The organism is Halomonas sp. R57-5, from assembly GCF_900070345.1.
GTDB classification, from domain to species: domain Bacteria; phylum Pseudomonadota; class Gammaproteobacteria; order Pseudomonadales; family Halomonadaceae; genus Vreelandella; species Vreelandella ventosae_B.
This window is the reverse complement of sequence record NZ_LN813019.1, coordinates 3,297,957-3,316,480: the sequence shown is the minus strand read 5'-3', so window position 1 is coordinate 3,316,480 and position 18,524 is coordinate 3,297,957. Positions and strand designations below refer to the sequence as shown.

The following is an 18,524-nucleotide window of genomic DNA, read 5'->3' as shown; positions in this document are numbered from 1 at the left end:
TTAATCTCCTAGAGGCTGGCGGTTATCACCACCGCGATGGTCATCCAGACTCAGCTTGAGGCGGCGCAATTTAGTCCGCGAGCGCTCGCGGTGGCGCATGGCGAGTTCAAGCGCTAATACATCGATAACGGCGAGCATCGCGTAGCGGGAGGCGGAAGGATGGAAAATGAAGTCGGTTTCGCGGGAGGTCACTGGCAGCACGATATCGGATGTGTCGGCTAGCGGAGAATTCATCGCGGTGATCGCAATCACCTTAGCGCCGTACTGCTTGGCAATCTGAGCAGACTCCACCATTTCAGGGGTGTAGCCGGTGGCGGAGAGTACAACCACTACATCTTCGGGCTCAAGGGTGGATGCCACCATGCGGGGCAACAGTGCTTGCGGGTAAGCACTGATCGCATAGCCAAGGCGTACCAAACGAAACTGGAGCTCCTGGCTAAGCATGCTGGAACCGCCGCCAGCACCAAACACCAGTATCTGGCGGGCTTTATCTAGCTGTTCAACCGCGCCTGCTACGTCGGCTTGGGCAAGTAGGTCACGGTTAAGCGCCAGGGTTTGGGTGGCAATGTCATACACCACGCTTGAGTTGTCTTCTGGCGTTGCTTCTTGAATAAAACGACGGCCAGCAGCTAAGGCGCGGGTTAAGCGTGTTTTTAAGTCGCGCACGTTAGTACAGCCGATGGCGCGGGCAAAGCGGGTGACGCTGGCGTCGCTCACCCCGGCGCGCTGGGCAATATCACCGATGCTGGCTTCGGTAACAAACTCAATGTCAGCGAATATCAGCTCAGCAACTTTCTTTTCAGCGTCGCGCAGCGCGGCAAAGTCAGTGGTAATGCGTGACAAAATGTCAATTTCTTGGCTCACCGTGGACTCCTATGATTGCCTTCCTTAGAAAATATGTTAGTTTCTAACTTGAAGTCAATGCTTGTGAAAGTAACTAACATGCGTGCTTTACGCTAAAGAGGAAATGGGCGAATGCAGACAATGGCGTTAGCGTTGGACAAAGGTGGTATCGAAGTGGGGCCCAATATGCTGTCCGGTGTCAGCCTGCCCGCCGCGGTGGTGCATGAAGGCCCGCTGGCGCATAACATCGAGTGGATGCAACGCTTTGCGGAAGCCCATGGTGCCCGTTTGGCCCCTCACGGCAAGACCACCATGACCCCGGCACTTTTCCATCGCCAGCTTCAGGCGGGTGCGTGGGGCATCACCCTGGCGACGGCGCCCCAGTGTCGTGCGGCCTTTGCTAATGGTGTTACCCAGCTATTAATGGCTAACCAATTAGTCGGTCAGGCTAATATGGCCATCATCGCTAGCCTGATTGAGCAGGGCGCGACGTTTTACTGTGTGGTTGACAGTCAGGAAAACGTGCGCCAGCTCGGGCGTTTCTTTGCTGAGCGTGATTTGAATTTGGCGCTACTTATTGAGGTGGGTGTCACCGGTGGCCGTTGCGGCTGCCGCAATAAGCAGCAGATTCTCTCGCTGGCGGAGACAATTGCTAATGAGCCAGCGCTTTCCCTGGTGGGGCTAGAGGGCTATGAAGGTGTGGTTCACGGGGATAACCCTGAATCTGGCATTCGTGCTTATGCTCAATACCTGGTGGATGTTGCAGTAGAGCTCGAAGCTGCTGGACGCTTTGCGGAGGAAAACCCGATCGTAACGGCCTCAGGTTCTGCCTGGTATGACGTGATTGCGGAAGCCTTTCAAGGCGCGCCGCTACAGGGTCGTTTTACCCCGGTGCTAAGGCCTGGGTGCTATGTGGTCCACGACCATGGGCTCTATCGTGAAGCGCAGTCCGCCGTGCTAAACCGTCGACCAGATTTGCACCAGGGGCTTGAGCCTGCCCTGGAAGTTTTTGCCCAGGTGCAGTCGCTGCCTGAACCTGGACTGGCTATTGTGGCCCTAGGTAAGCGTGATATTGGTCATGACCAGTTACCTATTGCGCTACGTCGGTTCCGGGAAGCAGGTGACCCCGCGCAGCCCTTGTCGGTGGGTGGTTGGGAAGTGACGAAAATCATGGATCAACATACATTCGTGCGGCTTCCCGATGAGGCGCAGGACGTTGAGGTGGGTGATATCGTCGCATTTGGCGCCTCTCATCCGTGTTTGACCTTTGATAAGTGGCGCCAGCTATTGCTCGTCGATGATCAATTAAACGTTAAAGAGCGCTTGGTGACCTGCTTTTAAAAATCGCCCGCGCCTTCCCGCCGCTAAGCGGTAGTGGCTGTCGCTAAGCGTAAGATTGCCGCGGGCAGCTCGCTGGCGTGGTGAATACCCACCGCGCCTTCGGGCGTGCTTTCTTCATTCGGAAAGTGGTTGAGATGAATCACATGCATGCCTGCCGCTAGCCCCGCTTCCACACCCACTGCCGCATCATCGATCACAACACACGCTTGTGGTAAGTAGCCCATGGCAGTGGCTGCTTTTCGATACAGTTCTGGGTCGGGTTTCCAGACGTTGAGGGTATAGGCGCTAAACAGCCTGTCGGCAAAATGGTGGCCTAGATCAGTGCTTTCCAGGGCGCAGCGAATTTTGCGCTCAGGGCCATTGGATACCACGGCCTTGGGATGGCTGCTTAGCTGTTCCAGCGCATTGGACATGCCGGGTATTGCCACTAGTTCGGCACGCATCCGGGCTTCCATACGGGTTCGCATACCTGCTTCAAGCTGGGAAAACGTGTCTTCTTCCAATGCCTGAAAACGGCTTTCTAGCGTTTGCACGATGGTCTGGAAACGTACCCCGCGAAATTCATCCATATATTGCCGTGCTGAGAAAGGTAAGCCGAACTCAGGAAGAATGTCGCCCATCACCTCGGCAAGCAGTATTTCGCTATCCACCAGGGTGCCATCGCAGTCAAACAGCAGGCAGAGAGGTGTGGCCGTGTTCATCGCAGAGTTCATTGATAGGCGTCCTCGTTGACTAAGCTAATCGGCCGCTTGCCCTGAAGCGCTAGGCGAATATTATCCACCGCCCGCTGGGCCATGGCGTCGCGGGTTTCATGGGTAGCAGAGCCGATATGGGGCAGGGCGACGACATTGGCCATCTTCGGCAGCGGTGACGAAGCGGGTAGTGGCTCCTGCTCAAAGACATCCAGCCCGGCCGCGTGAATAACTCCGTTCTCCAGTGCGTGTATCAAGGCGCGCTCATCGACCACTTTGCCGCGGGCAATATTGATAAAAATGCTGGAAGGCTTCATCAGCGCGAACTCTTGGGTACCGATCAAATGCTCGGTTTCGGCGGTAAGCGGTACAGTGACACAGACGAAATCGGCCTCGGCCAATAGCTCGCTGAGTTCGCGGCGCTGCGCGCCAAGTTCACTCTCTAAATCGGGCTTGGGTGAAGCGTTGGAGTAGAGCACCTGCATGCCAAAGCCTAGCGCACCGCGCCTGGCAACGGCTTGACCAATGCGTCCAAACCCCACCATGCCCAGTGTTTTGCCGTGTACATCGCTGCCAAACAGTGCGGGGCCAATGCTGGCTTGCCATTCACCGGCTTTCACCCACTCGGCTAGTTCAACCACCCGGCGCGCCGCGGCCATGATCAACGCAAAGCCGGTGTCGGCGGTGGTTTCGGTAAGCACATCAGGCGTATTGCACAGCATAATGCCGCGCTTAGTCAGTTCATCAACAGGGATGTTGTCGTAGCCAACCGAGATGGTGGCGATGACTTTCAAGTTGGGTGCTGCGTCCAGCAACTGGGGAGTGATCGCCAAGCCGGAGCCGATAATGCCTTGAGCGTCAGCTAACAGCGCGCGATTTTCAGGGGCATCAAGCGCGGTGGTCTTCGGCAGTACGTCTACCTCAAACAAGTCATTAAGCGCCGCTAGTTGGGCGTCGCTGAGTCGTCCTTGAACCACTAGGCGTTTTTTCATTGTTATCTCCTGGGTAAAAGCCTGTTATTAAAGGTCGTTTATTAAAAGCCATATATTAAGAACCATATACTAAGAACATCGGAGGCGAATTAGGCAGAGGGTTGCTCTGCTTCAAGCGCTTGTAACCGCTTGCGATTAGGAAGGCCTTCCATATCACCAATGACTTGAATTGCCTGAGCGCCGATTAGATTTCCCCGCTGGGCGGCTTGGCGTGCTGTAAAGCCATCAAGCAGGGCGCTAATCACTCCGACGGCAAAGCCATCGCCTGCGCCCACGGTATCCACCACCTCAGCGACAGGGCAACCGCTGACTGTAAAACTCTCCTCTTGCCCATCCAGATTGCCACGATAATAGCTGCCCTCCGGCCCCAGCTTGATGATCACCGCGGAGGCGCCTTGATCCAGATAGTAGCCTGCTATGTCGTAAGGTGTCTTCTGCCCGGTGAGCAGCTGGCCCTCGGAAAGCCCTGGTAGAACCCAGTCAGCACGGCCGGCAAGTTCATTGAGGGTCGAACGCATAACACTCTCGCTGGGCCAAAGTGATGGTCGCAAATTAGGGTCAAAGGAAATAGTGGCGCCATGGGCGCGGGCCTGTTCCATCAAATGATGGCTCAGCTGGCAGGCGCTTTCAGATAACGCCGGGGTAATGCCCGTCGCGTGAAGGTGTTTCAGCGCCTGAAAGTCGACACTCTGGGCGTCGTCAATAGTAAGGTGGCTGGCGGCACTGCCACGCCTGAAATACTCGACTCGCGGGTCGGCGCCGTCTTGGGCGCGCTCTTTAAAAAGCAGCCCGGTGGGGTGCTGGGCATCGGCGTGGATATAGCGGTCATCGATACCTTCCTCTGTTAATGCCGCCTGGATAAAACCTCCAAAGCTATCGGTTCCCACTCGGCTTAACCAGCCGACGTGAAAACCTAGCCTTGAGAGGCCGATAGCGACATTGTTATCGGCACCGGCCAAGCGTCGGTGGAAACGCTCAATGCTGGATAAGTCGCCCGGCGTATCCGCCACAAACATGGCCATGGCTTCGCCAAAGGTGAGAATTTCGGGTGGGCTAGAGATGGAGTGGGGCATGGTCGATACTCTCTTTGTGCTGTCTTGGTGCTGTTTGTTGTCATTCAATGGGAACGATACCATTTTTGCGACTCTTTTCTAGCGGTGCCTTAAAAATTAGCGCTGGGTGGAGCCTCGTTCAATCAGGCTAGGGGCAAAACTTACCGTGGTCGGCATTGCCGATGTATGCGGCGCAATGCGATGCATCAAGCACTCAACCGCCGTTTTGCTGATCGCATCGGTGGGCTGGGCAAGCGTGGTAATGCCGGGGGAGACTAAGGCGCACCAATCGAGCTCGTCGATTCCCATCAAGCCTACCTTGCCAAGCGTTAAGCCCAACTGCTGAAACAGGCGGGTCACTGCTAGGGTGGCGGTGCCGTTACCACACAAAACCGCGCAGGCGTGCTGTTGATGGGCGGCTAAAAAGTCGCTTAGCGTTTGCTGCGCTGCCGTGCCATTTGGGGCGGCGAGTAGTAATGTCGCGTTATGCAGACCTCGCTGCTCGGCAGCTTGGTGAAAGCGGGACAAACGCCTTTGCCGTGTGCTTGATTGTTCAGGCGCTTCGCTAACATACAGCACGGCTTGGTAGCCCTGACCGGCTAAGTATTTGAGCGCCATATCAATGGCTAGGTGATTATCGAGCCCGACCACTTCCGCCTCTACATGGTCGACTTCCCGGTCTAGCAACACGATGGGTGTCCCCAGACTAATAAAGGTGTGCAGTTGGCGTTCTGGGTTGCCGGACGCATTGACCACGAGACCTTCCACTTGATAGGCGCCAAGCAGGTCTAAGTGCTGGCGCTCCTGTTCCGGGTCATTGTCGGTATTACACACGACCAACGAGTAGCCGTATTGGCGGCACGCTTGCTCAACACCGTGGGTGATGGCCACTGAAAATGGATTGCGGATATCGGCGACCAGCATGCCGATCAATTTAGATCGACCACCTTTTAAGCCGCGTGCCATTTGATTTGGCTGGTAGCCAAGGGTGCCTGCCGCATGGGCTATGCGCGCCTGAAGTGAAGGCGAGAGCCGGTCACGCTCTTCGCCAAAATAGCGCGAAACGCTGGTTTTAGAGGCGCCAGCGAGACGGGCTACTTCAACAATGGTGGAGCGACGTGAGATAGACGACATAAACCACTTAAAGTAATGGTATCGGTTCCATTTTGAGCAATCACTTATTACTTAGCAACGACCTTTTGAAGGTAGCTATGTTTGAGAACGGTAAGCCTAGCTATGCTTTTTTCATGCTGACATTATAATCGCTAGGGTTGACCGTCCCCTCGAGTCGACCAATCTGGTTAAAGTCGTTACTGAACAGCACTGTATCAATGGACGTATCCCTAAAAGCCAAATTTTTAACAACGTCTACCTTACAAGGCATGCCCTTTGCATCTACATCCACAATCCAGGCTAGAAAACCGTTTGAAAACTTAGCCAGGCTGCCGATAGGGTAAAGGCCAAAGTGTTGGATATACTCGACCAACAATGACTTTTCATATTTCTCTGGACGGCTATTAACCCACCGGTAAGCATCCAGAGGTTGCTGTGGGTGTTGCCCATTGCGTTCATGTGTCAGCTTGTTGATTATTTTGATAACACTCATTAAGCGAACAACTTCTGATAGCGCCTCTGCTTGCATTCCCGTGGGGTAGCCACTGCCATCGAGCCTTTCGTTTGCATTGAGGATAATGTCGCTGCACGTTGGGCTAGGTGTCCAGTCGAGAACCGACAGTTTTTTGCTAAGGGCATGTACATGCTGCTTGAGTATCTCCGCGTGTGGCGGTGACATGTGTATTTTCAGTGAGGGCAACTGCTCACTAATGAGCAGTGGTTTGCCCATGGTATGAAGCAAGGCGCCCGCTACTGCTTCCCGCGTTTTGTAGGCGTAGGGGTCGCGGCTAATCAGCATCATGGCGAGCTGGCTACCCACTTGGATGGCGTGGCGTACCCACTCCGGCTCATCGTGCAAATACGTCAGGGCATACTGTAGGGCTTTGCGGTCATGGTTGACCATATACAGGATGCTATCCACGCACTCATATAAAATTTCTGCTGGTAATAAATGTTTATTTTTCATAAACATCAACATGATTTGGAGCTGCTGGGCTATTTCGAGGACGCCTCGCAGTAAGGGGGTATGTTGCGCACTTACTAGCTGGTCATGCTCTTCTTGACGCTGCATTTTTTTCTCTTTCGCATCGGCTATAAACAGTTTTGATCTTGCCCGCGCGTTATGTTGAGTACCCGAGCGTAAAGCGGCCTCAAATTCAGCTTCAGCAACGTAATGGAACAGCGTTTCCGTTGCGGCGGGGCTCATATCAATGAACTCTATGCCAACGGCGGCATGACCATGATTGCCAAAAGGGCGCATATGACGTATGCGGCCTTGGGTACTAAATGCCTCTCCATTTGGAAATTTTAGCGTTACGCCTGGAAGTATCTGATCGACAGAAAGCGCAATGCTGTCTTCTAGGCGCACATCCACCATACAGCCACCCACTGAAAGGTTTCGTATTTTCCCCTCTATATTGAGCTCGTGGGCAAACACTTCCAGGTAAACGCGGGCGTGCATGCCAAGAACAAAAGGGACTCTTAATGCACCACGGTTATCAGAGGAAAAAATGGAGTTGGGTAATTGGCACGTTAGGTGGTAAGTGTGGGTGTCTATTTGAATAATATGAGCAGGAACGTGCTCGATATTATAAATTTCTTCAGCATCATGCCCATGCCGCGAAGCCTCTATATCAAACGATATGGTGTCGTTATTTAGGTAAGGAGACAGCGAAAGACCCGCGTACTTTATCTCTAACGTAATTTTTCTATTATCGGGCTCAACTTTAATAGCTGTCGCCGCTATGGATTGGGCAGCTTCCTTAGAAAAAATCGTAATGGTGTGGTCTTTATCGAACAACGATTTCATTATTTGGCTGGTAGTATTTTGAATGGCTGTGTCGATAAGCATGTCAATCCCACCTTTTGTATTGTTTTTGTAAAGTTAGGTGATTTTATTTGTCGATTTTTAGTAAGCACCTGTCGGGAATGTGTATAAAATATCTGCCAATAAACTATCAGTTTATTAGCTAGTATTCCGAAAGCATTTGCAAACACATATCAATTTATTTTGTTTATCATGAAATGTTCCTTGATAGCCTTTTTGTTGTGGTGGCGTGGGCTTAGGTGACATTGAAAACCAGTACTTGCTGAGCATGGTCAATGTTTTTGGGCAAAAATGGCTACCAGCGTTAGATGGTGGGGCTAAGGGGCATGTTGCTGGAGTGCTGATAGGCACGATATGTATGCTGTCTGCTAGGCTGGGAAAAAAATATGAGGCGACTACCATGCATCTTGACGAGTACCAGCAGTATGACGCGGTGGGCTTGGCCGAGCTGATTTGCCGCCGTGAAGTCAGTCGGGATGAGGTGTTGGAAGCTGCCCTAACGGCTATTGAGAAACTTAATCCTGCCTTGAACGCTGTGGTACGAACGCGTTATGAGCGTGCCCGGCAAGAGAGTCAAAAACTCCCGGCTGATACTCCGTTCGGTGGGGTGCCCACCTTAAGTAAAGACCTTTTAATGGGGCTGGCCGGTGAGCCGCTGGCCTTTGGTAGTGCGTCGCTGGCGAAATGGTGCCCCAAGGAAGATGCGTTACTGATTCAGCGTGCAAGAGCTGCTGGCTTGGTATTCGTAGGGCAGACAGCCACCCCTGAGCTTGGTTTGATGGGGATTACTGAGCCGAAAGCTTATCCGCACCCCCAAAACCCGTGGCGGGCTGGGTACTCCCCTGGCGGTTCCAGCGGTGGCGCCGCGTCAGCAGTGGCCGGCGGTATCGTGCCGATGGCCCTCGCTGGGGACGGTGGAGGTTCTATTCGCATTCCTGCCAGTTACTGTGGATTGTTTGGCTTTAAACCTTCGCGTGGACGGATTCCCCTTGCGCCTGCCCATGGTGAGGTATGGCAAGGTGCGGTCATTGAGCATGCCGTGACGCGTAGCGTACGTGATAGTGCCTCTCTCCTTGAACAGATCAACGGTATGGCGGCGTCGGGGCCCTMCCCGGTGCCGAGGGAAACCGGCTATGTGGCAGCGTTGTCAGTTCCGCCTCCACCGTTGCGCATTGCCATCTCGCTGGGCGAGCCACTAAGCCAAGGCCTGGGAACGACGTTAAGTTGTGAGGTTCGCTTGGCGGTTGAGAAGGCGGCTGTGGCGCTGGCAGCGATGGGTCATGAGGTCGAGTGGTGTGACCCGCCCGTTGATGGAGRGGCGCTAGCCGATAGTTATCTCACCCTATATTTGGGCCATTTGGCCGCGGACCTGGCTTGGGTTAGTCAGCAAACCGGGATATCTGTCCGCAAGCTCGATATTGAGCCTTCAACCCGCGCCATTGGACGATTGGGAGCAAAGCTCTCCGCGCGGGATTACGAATTGGCGAAACGTTACTGGCATATGGCGGCCGAGCAGATGAGCCTGTTTCATCAGCGCTATGATGCACTGGTGATGCCAGTAGCCGCTGATTCAGCCCCAAAGATTGGCGAGCTATACCCTTCAGAAGCGCGAGAGCGGATGATGAGCCTGTTGGCGATCCCGGGGGTACCATCGTTGGCGTTGAAGGCGGGGATGCTAAAACGTTTGGCGGTAGACGCGCTCAGCCGTACGCCGTTTACCCAACTAGCCAATCTTACCGGGCAGCCTGCCATGTCAGTGCCTATGCATATTGGGGGCAATGGCTTGCCGGTTGGTGTTCAGGTGGTGGGCCGCCTTGGGCAGGACAAGCAACTGCTTCAGCTCGCTGCTGCCATGGAACAGCACGATGATTGGCAACACTTCTTACCCCCGCAGGCGTTCCACGCGCAAGCAGGGTAAACTACGCCGCTTTGATGCGACGCTTGGTCTTATGCATGCACCCCAACGATAAATTAATAAATCCCGAATTTAAAAACTATCAATTAACCCAGGCTGGCGATCGCTATTTTGACGGGTTAGTCGATAAGTTTTCGCGTTCGCTCTATCAAGCGCCGCGTGGCGAGCTGCGTTTAGCAATGCTGGACTACCTGTTGCCGCAAATGCTTACTTTGAGCCGCCAGAAAGTGCTCGATGTCGGTGGTGGCCTGGGCCAACAAGCGGCATGGTTTGCTGAGCGGGGCCATAGCGTTGTGATGGCGGAGCCCTCAGCAGATATGCTGGATTATGCGAAAACCTGGCACCAGGGTACTAAGACGTTGCCGGAAGCGGCGCTCACTTATCTGCAGGCGCCCCTGCAAGAACTGGCCGATCAGGCCCCTGGCCCATGGCTTTTAATCACTTGCCACGCAGTGTTGGAATGGCTGGGCGATCCTCAGACAGCGCTAGCTACTTTGAGTCAGTTACTGGCACCGGGCGGCCAGTTGAGCTTGATGGTGTTTAATCGCGATGCACTGCGCTTTTCCAACGCGGTCAAAGGCAATCTGGAGAAGGCGTTGAGTGACCGCTTAGCGGGGAAGGGCAAACGCCAACGATTGACGCCTATTTCGCCCGTTAGCCACGCGGAGATTGAACAGTGGAGCGCAGAGAGCGGTTTGCGAATAGACGCCGTTGCCGGTATCCGCGYCTTTCAAGATTACTTACGCCAACCACCCGCCACGCCAGCAGAAAATGCCACGCTGCTGGCGCTGGAAAAGCAGTACTGTCGCCAAGACCCCCACTGGCGCCTGGGCCGTTACCTACTTTACACATTAACTAAACCGGAGTTCGCTGAATGAGTGCCCAAGCACCCGCATGCCAGCTGTTAGAGCGTCAAAATGATACCTATACAGCGCTGTGGGCCATTGGCCCACCCACTGATAGCTGGCTTATCGATCAATCGATGGGCGTGATCAGTGGTGACTTAGACGTACTGCGTGAGTGGCAGGCGAAAGGCAAGCAGGCCCGAACGCCTTTTGACTTGGCGGCGGGGGAGCCCTTAAGCAAAGAGATTGTGCTGTTTTGGCCGAAGGCCCACCAACTGGGAATTTGGTGGCTCAAGTGGCTATGTGAACAGCTACCCGACGGCACACCCATTGAAATTGTCGGTGAACACCAAGGGGGGATCAAACGCGTTCCCAAGATGCTTGATGAGCTGGGTATGCCTTGGGATAAGCGCGACAACGCCCGGCGCTGTTCACTCTTTGCCACCCAAACCGTTGCATTGGATTCGACTAGCGATAGCGCTTGGCAGCAATTCGAGACATTAGGACTGACGCTGAACAGTCACCCGGGCGTTTTTGGTCACGGCAAAGTCGATGAAGGCACGCTATTACTGTTGGAGAGTTTGGAAAGTAGTTTGCCGAAAAAACCGCTCAAAGTGCTGGATATGGGCTGTGGCGACGGCATCATTAGCGCCTGGTTGGCTCAGCGTGGTCACCATGTGACTGCTGTGGACGTTAGCGCCTTTGCAGTGGAGGCGTGTAAGCGCAGCTTAGCAGCCAATGGACTAGCGGGGCGGGTACTCTGCAGTGATGTTTTTAGCGCCCTTGAAGGTGAGCAGTTTGACTGGATCGTCAGCAATCCGCCGTTCCATAAAGAGCGCGATATTAGCTATGGTCCCAGCCAACGCTTGATTAGCCAAGCGCCCGAGCACCTAAACACAGGTGGGCGTCTAGTCATTGTTGCCAATGGTTTTTTACCCTATCCAGATCACTTGCAGCGGGCGTTTCAGGATTTCCAGACCCTGGCGGATAATCGTCGCTTCAAGGTTTACGGTGCGATTAAGTCAGGGCGTTAGAGCTAACGCATAGATATTTCCTCAAACTTGCCACAATCAGCCGCCGACGACCCTACCTTTAAGGGCTATGATGCAAATAAGTAGTCGTTAATTTAACGAACGTTAGTGGGAGTGGCCGAAATGGCGGGAAACATTCGTAATACAGCGGTATTGGGCAGCGCTATTTTGCTGGGCGGGCTGCTGGCGCTGGGGCTGGTATGGAGCGGTAGTTATATCAAGGGCGCTGCGGAAGTATGGCAGCAGTCGTCACGTAGCGTCACGGTGCGAGGTTTAGCTGAGCGAGAAGTACCTGCTGATTTGGTGCTGTGGCCGTTCAACTACAGTGTCAGCGCCAACAGCTTGGGCGACCTTGAGCAGCAGTTGTCCAGGGATGAGCAGGCGATTCGCGATTTTCTTGAGGCCCAGGGCTTTGCCCCAGAGCATGTTAGCTCGACACCGCCACGAATTACCGATCAATTTAGCAACCAATACGGCGGTCAGCGCCCGGATGAACGCTACCGTGCCGAAGCGACGCTGCTACTGCGCTCCCCCAATGTTGAGGGCGTAATTGAGGCGATCCCTAGTGCGACGTCACTGGTGCGCGAGGGTGTACTGCTCTCGCCAAGCTATGAGTACCGTACGGAGTTTCTATTTACCGGTCTTGACGCGATCAAGCCCGAAATGATCGCGGCAGCCACTGCTGATGCGCGCAACGCCGCACAGCAGTTTGCCGAAGACTCCGGTAGCCAAGTGGGCCAAATTCGCCAAGCAACACAAGGCTACTTTTCCATCGAAGACTTGGATAGCTACACGCCGCAAACCAAGCGTGTCCGCGTTGTCACCACGGTAGACTATGCCTTACAAGATTAGGTGCAGCAGGATTAAGTGTTAAAGGAGCAGCAGTTAGGCGGTGTAATCGATGGCGGTGATGGTATAAAACGTATCACCGTTAGGCGTGAGCACCTTTGCTTCATCACCCACTTGTTTACCCAGCAGTGCTTTGGCCATGGGCGCATCGATACTGATCCAGCGCTTTTTGGTGTCGATTTCGTCGTGGCCCACAATTCTAAGATGCACCTGCTCGCCGTTGCCATCTTCCAGGCTGACATACGCACCGAAAAACACCTTGCTGGTGTCAGCGGGTAGGCGGTCAACGATTTGCAGTTCGTCCAAGCGTTTTGTCAGGTAGGTGGTCCGGGCAATAACGCGGTTCAGCTCTTTTTTGTTATAGGTGTAATCGGCATTTTCACTGCGGTCACCCTGGGCGGCTGCTTCGCCGACCTTCGCTGAAATAGCCGGACGTTTAACCCGCGAGAGGTGATCTAAAATAGCGCGCAAGCGGGCCGCCCCTTCTGGCGTAATCAGGTTGCTCTTAGGGGCTTGACGCGGATCTTTGGCTGGATCGCGCCAGCGGGTCATGTTGCGGCCTTTCATTACCTGTTCCCCATTATGTTTCGAGCTATCTACCTTACGTTAATTGCGCCAAGCAACCAAGCAGCATGCCGCTGATGAATCATTCAAACGTTCGTTAGATTTTTTGCTATATTGGGGGAGAGGCCCGCCATGGGTGGGTATAAGCCGGACAACAATAATTTAGGAGCAACTATGCGAACGCCCTCTTTTTTATCTATCTCTTTACCACGCTCATTAATTGCCGCCGCCATTGGCAGCGCGCTGGTGCTGTCGCCGCTAGCCGCTTCGGCCTTTGAAAGCGAGCTCTTCTCGCTGAAAAACAGGTGGGAGCATAGCGTGGCGGAACTGCCCGACAACGAGCGGGAAAGCACGTTAAAAGCATTGGCGGGTGAAGCGAAGMAGTTAGCCGAGCAGTACAGTGACGAAGCTGATGTATTGGTCTGGGAAGGGATCGTGCTGGCCTCCTATGCTCGTGAGCGCGGTGGCTTAGGCGCGTTAGGCACCGCTGGTGATGCGCGCGAGGCGCTGGAAAAGGCGATTGAAATCGACCCTCAAGGGCTGAATGGCTCGGCTTACGTCACGCTAGGCGCGCTCTATGATCGTGTTCCAGGCCGTCCGCTTGGTTTTGGCAATAGCGATACCGCTGAACGCATGTTCCAGCGTGCTCTGGAAATTCGTCCGGACGGTATTGATGTGAACTACTATTATGCCGCCTTTTTGCAAGAGGAGGGCAACGGGCAGGCCGCCCGTGAGCACGCCCAGCGGGCGGTTAACGGTACCGCCCGCGATAACCGACAACTCTCTGATGAGGCGCTGCGCCGCGATGCCGAGGCGTTGCTTAATCAGCTTTAATCCTTCCGCTGAATTGGCATTCCCGGTGGCAAGCATTGATAATAGAGCGATTATCACCACCGGGAGTGCCGCATGTCGACGAGTCCCACTGCCCCATCGCTTAGCGTTCCGCCGTTAAAGCTCGACGATGTTGAGCTGCACAAGCGTGAGACGCTGCACCAGGGGTTTTTCCGTTTGGAAGCGTTAGAGCTTCGCCACCGGCTATTTGAAGGCGGTTGGAGCGAACCTATGCGGCGTGAAGTGCATAATCGCTTTGATGCGGTGGGCGTACTGCTGTACGACCCCGAACGCGACTCACTGGTGCTTATTGAGCAGTTTCGCGCTGGCGCTATTGATGACGCCATATCGCCCTGGAAATTGGAAATCGTCGCCGGTTTGGCAGAAAAAGATGAATCGCTGGAAGACGTGGCGCGTCGCGAGGCGTGGGAAGAGGCCGGTTGTAAAGTGGCCCAACTGACCAAACTTCACACTTATTATCCCAGTCCTGGCGCCTGCAACGAGCAAGTGACACTGTTTTGTGGTTTGGTAGATACCCAAGGCTTAGGCGGGATTCATGGCTTAGACGAAGAGCATGAGGACATTCGTGTTCACGTGGTGTCTTTTCCAGATGCCTGGGAACTCTTAACCCAAGGACGACTCGACAACGCCATGTGTTTGATTGGGCTACATTGGCTGAATAACCAGCGAGCGTCACTGCGTGCCGCCTCTCAGCGCGCGGTAACGAAAAGCGAAACGACGCAAAGCGAAACAGATAAGGAGTGATCATGGCGAGAACGGCCTATGTCACCGATTTAAAATCGCTCCAAGGGGAGTGCAGCGCCAACTATTTACGTTTGGTGCGCCTGGTGGGCGATATGGAGACCGGCCAGCGCCGTGATATTGCCCTGCGCGGTAATAAACAGCATTTCGGCGATTTGCATCTCTATATTCAACAGCAGGCGCCTTACACCACTATGGTGGATGTTTCTCAGACCGGTCCGCTAGATACTGTTCTGGAAGGGCCGCGTATGCGGGTGCACCTCTATCACGATGTCCGTATGGCGGAAGTGACCGATTTTCAGCGCGAGCGCCACTTTAGTGGCCGCTACCGCTATCCCAATGCCCGCATGCATCAGCCCGATGAGAAGCTGCAGCTCAACCGTTTCCTAGGCGAGTGGCTGGCTCACGGCCTTGCCCACGGCCATACCGCTGATGTTCCGGAGATGCCCTAATGCGGGTGGTGCAGATTACCGACGCTCATCTCTATGCAGATACCCAAGCGCGCTCCCGAGCGGGCATCCCTTGGCGTCAGTTTCAGCAGGTATTAAGTGCCGTTGTTGCCGCCAAACCCGATCTTGTGCTGTTTACCGGTGATATCAGTCAGGATGAATCGGCCGCTTCTTATGCCTTGGCAGCTCAAGCGATGGAGCAATTGCCTTGCCCCTGGTACTGGCTGCCGGGTAACCACGACCAGCCCGAATTTATGGCTGCTGAGCGCCCGATGGTCGATCAAGTGGACGTGGGTGCGTGGCGTATAGTGCTGCTTAATACCCAGGTAGAAGGCAAGCCTTTTGGGGAGCTGGGAAGCGAGCGGCTAACCAAGCTTGCTGAGCAGCTAGAGAAGGACGATCGCCCCACGCTGATTGCCATGCACCATCCGCCGGTTGATGTAGGCGCGGTGTGGATGGATGCCATTGGGTTGCAAGATCGCGAAGCGTTTTGGCAGCTGCTAAGCAGGCACCCACAGGTCAAAATCATCGTGTTTGGTCACGCGCATCAAGCCTACGCCGAGCAGCATGTTTTGAGCGAAGGTACAGGTGAAGGCTTAGGCGAAACCACGATTGATGTGTATGGCTGCCCGGCGATGGCGGATCAGTTTCTACCCGGCGCCGAACAGTTCGCCATTGATGAAGCCTCTCGGCCTGGCTATCGCATTGTTGATTTGACCGGGAGCGATGCCCAACGAGGCGAGTGGCAGAGCTGGATTGAGCGCATCGATTAGAAGATTATCTCTGTTTCATTCTTGGATAGGTGATTTAGGAATAAAAAGATAGTTATTAATTCTTTTGGGTTATTATCAGCTTGGCGTTACCCTACCTGCATTCGAACGTACAATATTTAGAACGTACACTGTTTCTAGCTTGTGTGACGAGCATGTTTTTGTGAGGTAAGGGGCCATGACCCAATTGTCTACTATTTCTTCAAAGGAGCGGTCTTCAGCGCCACCGGGAGAGGCTTTTAACACCCCTGATGCTGCGCGTTTGACCCATCTCAAGCAGTTAGAAGCCGAGTCTATTCATATTATTCGTGAAGTCGCCGCGGAGTTCTCCAACCCGGTGATGATGTACTCCATTGGTAAAGACTCTTCGGTCATGCTGCATCTGGCGCGTAAAGCCTTTTACCCCGGTACGCCGCCATTCCCGCTGATGCATGTGGACACCACGTGGAAATTTCGCGAGATGATCGAGTTCCGCAACCGCATGGCGGCAGAGGCGGGGATGGAGCTGATCGTGCATACCAATGAAGAGGGGCGGGCAGCCAATATCAATCCCTTCGATCATGGCAGCGCCAAATACACCGATATCATGAAAACCCAAGCGCTCAAGCAGGCGCTGGATAAACATGGGTTTGATGCGGCCTTCGGCGGCGCCCGCCGTGATGAAGAGGCGTCCCGGGCCAAAGAGCGCGTCTACTCCTTCCGCGATAAGTATCACCGCTGGGATCCCAAGAATCAGCGCCCTGAGCTGTGGAATGTGTATAACGCCAAGGTCAATAAAGGCGAATCGATCCGCGTGTTTCCGCTCTCCAACTGGACCGAGCTGGATATCTGGCAGTACATCTACCTAGAGTCGATCCCTATCGTGCCGCTCTACTACTCGGCCAAGCGCCCGGTGGTCGAGCGCGACGGTATGCAAATTATGGTGGATGACGACCGCATGCCGTTGGCGCCTGGCGAAGTCCCGGAAGAGAAATCGGTGCGGTTTAGAACGCTGGGCTGCTACCCCTTAACCGGCGCTGTGGAATCCGAAGCCGCGACGCTGCCGGAAATTATTCAAGAGATGTTGCTGACCCGAACCAGCGAGCGTAGTGGCCGCGCCATTGATCGCGACCAAGTGGGCTCCATGGAGAAGAAAAAGCGCGAGGGGTACTTCTAATATGTCTCATCAATCCAATTTAATCGCCGATAATATCGAAGAGTACCTGCACGAGCACGAGAACAAGGATCTGCTGCGTTTTATTACCTGCGGTAGCGTCGACGACGGTAAGTCGACGCTGATTGGTCGCATGCTCCACGACTCGAAAATGATTTTTGAAGATCAGCTGGCGGCGATCACCCAGGCCTCTAAAACCAGTGGTACTACCGGTGATACGGTTGATCTGGCGCTATTGGTGGATGGCCTGCAGTCGGAGCGKGAGCAGGGCATTACCATCGATGTGGCATACCGCTTTTTCTCCACTGATAAGCGCAAGTTTATTATCGCCGATACGCCGGGGCACGAGCAGTACACCCGCAATATGGCCACTGGCGCTTCAACGGCCAGTTTGGCGATTATCCTGATCGATGCTCGCTACGGCGTGCAGACGCAAACGCGCCGACACAGTTTTATTGCCGATTTGCTGGGGATTCAGCACTTGTTGATTGCGGTCAACAAGATGGACCTGGTGGACTTCTCCGAGCAGCGCTTTAATGAGATAGTCGATGAGTACCGCGCTTTTGCCACTAACCTCCAAGCACCGGACATTCGCTTCGTGCCGATGTCGGCGCTGAATGGTGACAACGTGGTGAATCGCAGCGAGCAAACGCCCTGGTACTTTACCGATAGTTACCAGGGTAAAACGCTGATCGAGTTATTGGAAAGTGTCGAGATCACCCGCGATCAAAACCTTAGCGATCTGCGCTTGCCGGTGCAGTACGTCAACCGCCCGAACCTTGATTTCCGTGGTTATTGCGGCACCTTAGCCGCGGGTGTGTTGCGCCCAGGGCAAGCCGTTAAAGTGCTGCCATCGGGTAAAACGTCGCGGGTTGCACGGGTTGTTACTTATGATGGTGACCTTGACGCGGCGTATCCAGGTCAGGCGATCACGGTGACCTTGGAAGACGAGATCGATATCTCCCGTGGCGATTGGCTGGTGGCGGCGGATAGCGAGTTGCCGCTCTCCAACACCTTTAAAGCCGATATTGTCTGGATGCAGGAAGAGGCGTTAACCCCGGGTAAGCTATATGATTTCAAGCTAGCGACCCGCGATCTTTCCGGCCAGGTAAGCGCGATAGATTACCAAATCGACGTCAATACCTTGGAGAAACATGCCACGCATTCGCTGGGCTTAAATGCCATTGCCCGCTGCGACGTGGAGCTGACTGCTGCGATTCCTGTGGATGACTACCGCACCAGCCCGGGCACCGGCAGCTTTATTATTATTGATCGGCTGACCAATGTGACCGTAGGCGCGGGCATGATTCGCGGCACCGCAAGCGCCCCAGGCACTGCTTCAAACACCACTGATTGGGCGGCGTTTGAGCGTGACCTGAATGCCCTGGTGCGTAAGCATTTCCCCCACTGGGAAGCGAAAGATATTAGCGGCTTGTTTAACCGCTAAATATAATCGCTTAAAGCAAAACGGCACGCCTTCAAGGCGTGCCGTTA

18 protein-coding genes are annotated in these 18,524 nt (G+C 54.3%); 11 read left to right on the top strand and 7 right to left on the bottom strand.

Translation table 11 applies throughout. The annotated features are described in order from the left end of the window. The gene (locus HALO_RS15300; protein ID WP_035578136.1) at positions 1–864 is read right to left on the bottom strand and encodes a MurR/RpiR family transcriptional regulator; all 864 of its coding nucleotides are present in this window, start codon (positions 862–864) and stop codon (positions 1–3) included. A 111-nt stretch (positions 865–975) separates the two neighbouring features. Between HALO_RS15300 and HALO_RS15295 the strand changes: the two genes are divergently transcribed. Beyond that, complete coding sequence (locus HALO_RS15295; RefSeq protein WP_035578137.1) at positions 976–2,184, top strand: amino acid deaminase; 1,209 nt, start codon at positions 976–978, stop codon at positions 2,182–2,184. Between the two features lie 23 nt (positions 2,185–2,207). Here the strand turns inward: HALO_RS15295 and HALO_RS15290 are convergent, their stop codons facing one another. The 5 genes from HALO_RS15290 to HALO_RS15270 form a co-directional block, all read right to left on the bottom strand. Then, positions 2,208–2,885, bottom strand: coding sequence for an HAD family hydrolase (locus HALO_RS15290; protein ID WP_092490850.1), 678 nt, complete (start codon positions 2,883–2,885; stop codon positions 2,208–2,210). An 8-nt stretch (positions 2,886–2,893) separates the two neighbouring features. Beyond that, on the bottom strand, positions 2,894–3,868 hold the full coding sequence (locus HALO_RS15285) for a 2-hydroxyacid dehydrogenase (protein ID WP_035578142.1): 975 nt from the start codon (positions 3,866–3,868) through the stop codon (positions 2,894–2,896). Positions 3,869–3,957: 89 nt separating this feature from the next. Further along, a complete protein-coding gene (locus HALO_RS15280; protein ID WP_035578144.1) occupies positions 3,958–4,941 on the bottom strand; it encodes a sugar kinase in 984 nt (327 codons plus the stop codon). A gap of 96 nt (positions 4,942–5,037) precedes the next feature. Beyond that, positions 5,038–6,054, bottom strand: a complete 1,017-nt coding sequence (locus HALO_RS15275; RefSeq protein WP_035578147.1) for a LacI family DNA-binding transcriptional regulator — start codon at positions 6,052–6,054, stop codon at positions 5,038–5,040. A gap of 100 nt (positions 6,055–6,154) precedes the next feature. After that, entirely contained in the window at positions 6,155–7,885 is a 1,731-nt protein-coding gene (locus HALO_RS15270; protein WP_035578149.1) for an HD domain-containing phosphohydrolase, read from the bottom strand. Between the two features lie 376 nt (positions 7,886–8,261). Between HALO_RS15270 and HALO_RS15265 the strand changes: the two genes are divergently transcribed. The 4 genes from HALO_RS15265 to HALO_RS15250 all read left to right on the top strand — a co-directional run bounded on the left by HALO_RS15265 (position 8,262) and on the right by HALO_RS15250 (position 12,504). Further along, positions 8,262–9,779: an amidase gene (locus HALO_RS15265; protein ID WP_050713604.1), complete on the top strand. Its 1,518-nt coding sequence runs from the start codon at positions 8,262–8,264 to the stop codon at positions 9,777–9,779. A 35-nt stretch (positions 9,780–9,814) separates the two neighbouring features. After that, positions 9,815–10,654: a methyltransferase domain-containing protein gene (locus tag HALO_RS15260; RefSeq protein ID WP_050713603.1), complete on the top strand. Its 840-nt coding sequence runs from the start codon at positions 9,815–9,817 to the stop codon at positions 10,652–10,654. Continuing rightward, positions 10,651–11,655: a methyltransferase gene (locus HALO_RS15255; RefSeq protein WP_050713602.1), complete on the top strand. Its 1,005-nt coding sequence runs from the start codon at positions 10,651–10,653 to the stop codon at positions 11,653–11,655. Before HALO_RS15260 ends, HALO_RS15255 begins: the two co-directional genes overlap by 4 nt. 120 nt (positions 11,656–11,775) lie before the next feature. Further along, positions 11,776–12,504 carry an SIMPL domain-containing protein gene (locus HALO_RS15250; RefSeq protein ID WP_035578156.1) on the top strand — a complete coding sequence of 243 codons (729 nt, stop codon included), beginning with the start codon at positions 11,776–11,778 and terminating at the stop codon, positions 12,502–12,504. A 33-nt stretch (positions 12,505–12,537) separates the two neighbouring features. Here the strand turns inward: HALO_RS15250 and greB are convergent, their stop codons facing one another. Continuing rightward, positions 12,538–13,068 carry a transcription elongation factor GreB gene (gene greB, locus HALO_RS15245; RefSeq protein WP_081899040.1) on the bottom strand — a complete coding sequence of 177 codons (531 nt, stop codon included), beginning with the start codon at positions 13,066–13,068 and terminating at the stop codon, positions 12,538–12,540. 171 nt (positions 13,069–13,239) lie between these two features. Here greB and HALO_RS15240 point away from each other — a divergent pair, with 171 nt between their 5' ends. The 6 genes from HALO_RS15240 (at position 13,240) to cysN (ending at position 18,477) form a co-directional block, all read left to right on the top strand. Next, positions 13,240–13,899: a hypothetical protein gene (locus tag HALO_RS15240; protein ID WP_050713601.1), complete on the top strand. Its 660-nt coding sequence runs from the start codon at positions 13,240–13,242 to the stop codon at positions 13,897–13,899. Between the two features lie 72 nt (positions 13,900–13,971). Further along, the gene (locus tag HALO_RS15235) at positions 13,972–14,661 is read left to right on the top strand and encodes an NUDIX domain-containing protein (protein ID WP_035578161.1); all 690 of its coding nucleotides are present in this window, start codon (positions 13,972–13,974) and stop codon (positions 14,659–14,661) included. A 2-nt stretch (positions 14,662–14,663) separates the two neighbouring features. Then, complete coding sequence (locus HALO_RS15230) at positions 14,664–15,110, top strand: DUF1249 domain-containing protein (RefSeq protein ID WP_035578163.1); 447 nt, start codon at positions 14,664–14,666, stop codon at positions 15,108–15,110. After that, the gene (locus tag HALO_RS15225; RefSeq protein ID WP_035578164.1) at positions 15,110–15,880 is read left to right on the top strand and encodes a metallophosphoesterase; all 771 of its coding nucleotides are present in this window, start codon (positions 15,110–15,112) and stop codon (positions 15,878–15,880) included. Before HALO_RS15230 ends, HALO_RS15225 begins: the two co-directional genes overlap by 1 nt. A 175-nt stretch (positions 15,881–16,055) precedes the next feature. After that, positions 16,056–17,033: a sulfate adenylyltransferase subunit CysD gene (cysD, locus tag HALO_RS15220; protein WP_081899041.1), complete on the top strand. Its 978-nt coding sequence runs from the start codon at positions 16,056–16,058 to the stop codon at positions 17,031–17,033. Between the two features lies 1 nt (position 17,034). After that, positions 17,035–18,477 (top strand): sulfate adenylyltransferase subunit CysN, encoded by a 1,443-nt coding sequence (gene cysN, locus HALO_RS15215; RefSeq protein ID WP_035578166.1) that lies wholly within the window; start codon positions 17,035–17,037, stop codon positions 18,475–18,477. Positions 18,478–18,524 lie beyond the last annotated feature (47 nt).

Coding starts and splice junctions, on each gene's coding strand:
- HALO_RS15235 (WP_035578161.1), top strand. CDS start 13,972: ATGTCGACGAGTCCCACTGCCCCATCGCTTAGCGTTCCGCCGTTAAAG.
- HALO_RS15285 (WP_035578142.1), bottom strand. CDS start 3,868: ATGAAAAAACGCCTAGTGGTTCAAGGACGACTCAGCGACGCCCAACTA.
- HALO_RS15275 (WP_035578147.1), bottom strand. CDS start 6,054: ATGTCGTCTATCTCACGTCGCTCCACCATTGTTGAAGTAGCCCGTCTC.
- greB (WP_081899040.1), bottom strand. CDS start 13,068: ATGAAAGGCCGCAACATGACCCGCTGGCGCGATCCAGCCAAAGATCCG.
- HALO_RS15250 (WP_035578156.1), top strand. CDS start 11,776: ATGGCGGGAAACATTCGTAATACAGCGGTATTGGGCAGCGCTATTTTG.
- HALO_RS15230 (WP_035578163.1), top strand. CDS start 14,664: ATGGCGAGAACGGCCTATGTCACCGATTTAAAATCGCTCCAAGGGGAG.
- HALO_RS15295 (WP_035578137.1), top strand. CDS start 976: ATGCAGACAATGGCGTTAGCGTTGGACAAAGGTGGTATCGAAGTGGGG.
- HALO_RS15255 (WP_050713602.1), top strand. CDS start 10,651: ATGAGTGCCCAAGCACCCGCATGCCAGCTGTTAGAGCGTCAAAATGAT.
- HALO_RS15280 (WP_035578144.1), bottom strand. CDS start 4,941: ATGCCCCACTCCATCTCTAGCCCACCCGAAATTCTCACCTTTGGCGAA.
- cysD (WP_081899041.1), top strand. CDS start 16,056: ATGACCCAATTGTCTACTATTTCTTCAAAGGAGCGGTCTTCAGCGCCA.
- HALO_RS15270 (WP_035578149.1), bottom strand. CDS start 7,885: ATGCTTATCGACACAGCCATTCAAAATACTACCAGCCAAATAATGAAA.
- HALO_RS15290 (WP_092490850.1), bottom strand. CDS start 2,885: ATGAACACGGCCACACCTCTCTGCCTGCTGTTTGACTGCGATGGCACC.
- HALO_RS15225 (WP_035578164.1), top strand. CDS start 15,110: ATGCGGGTGGTGCAGATTACCGACGCTCATCTCTATGCAGATACCCAA.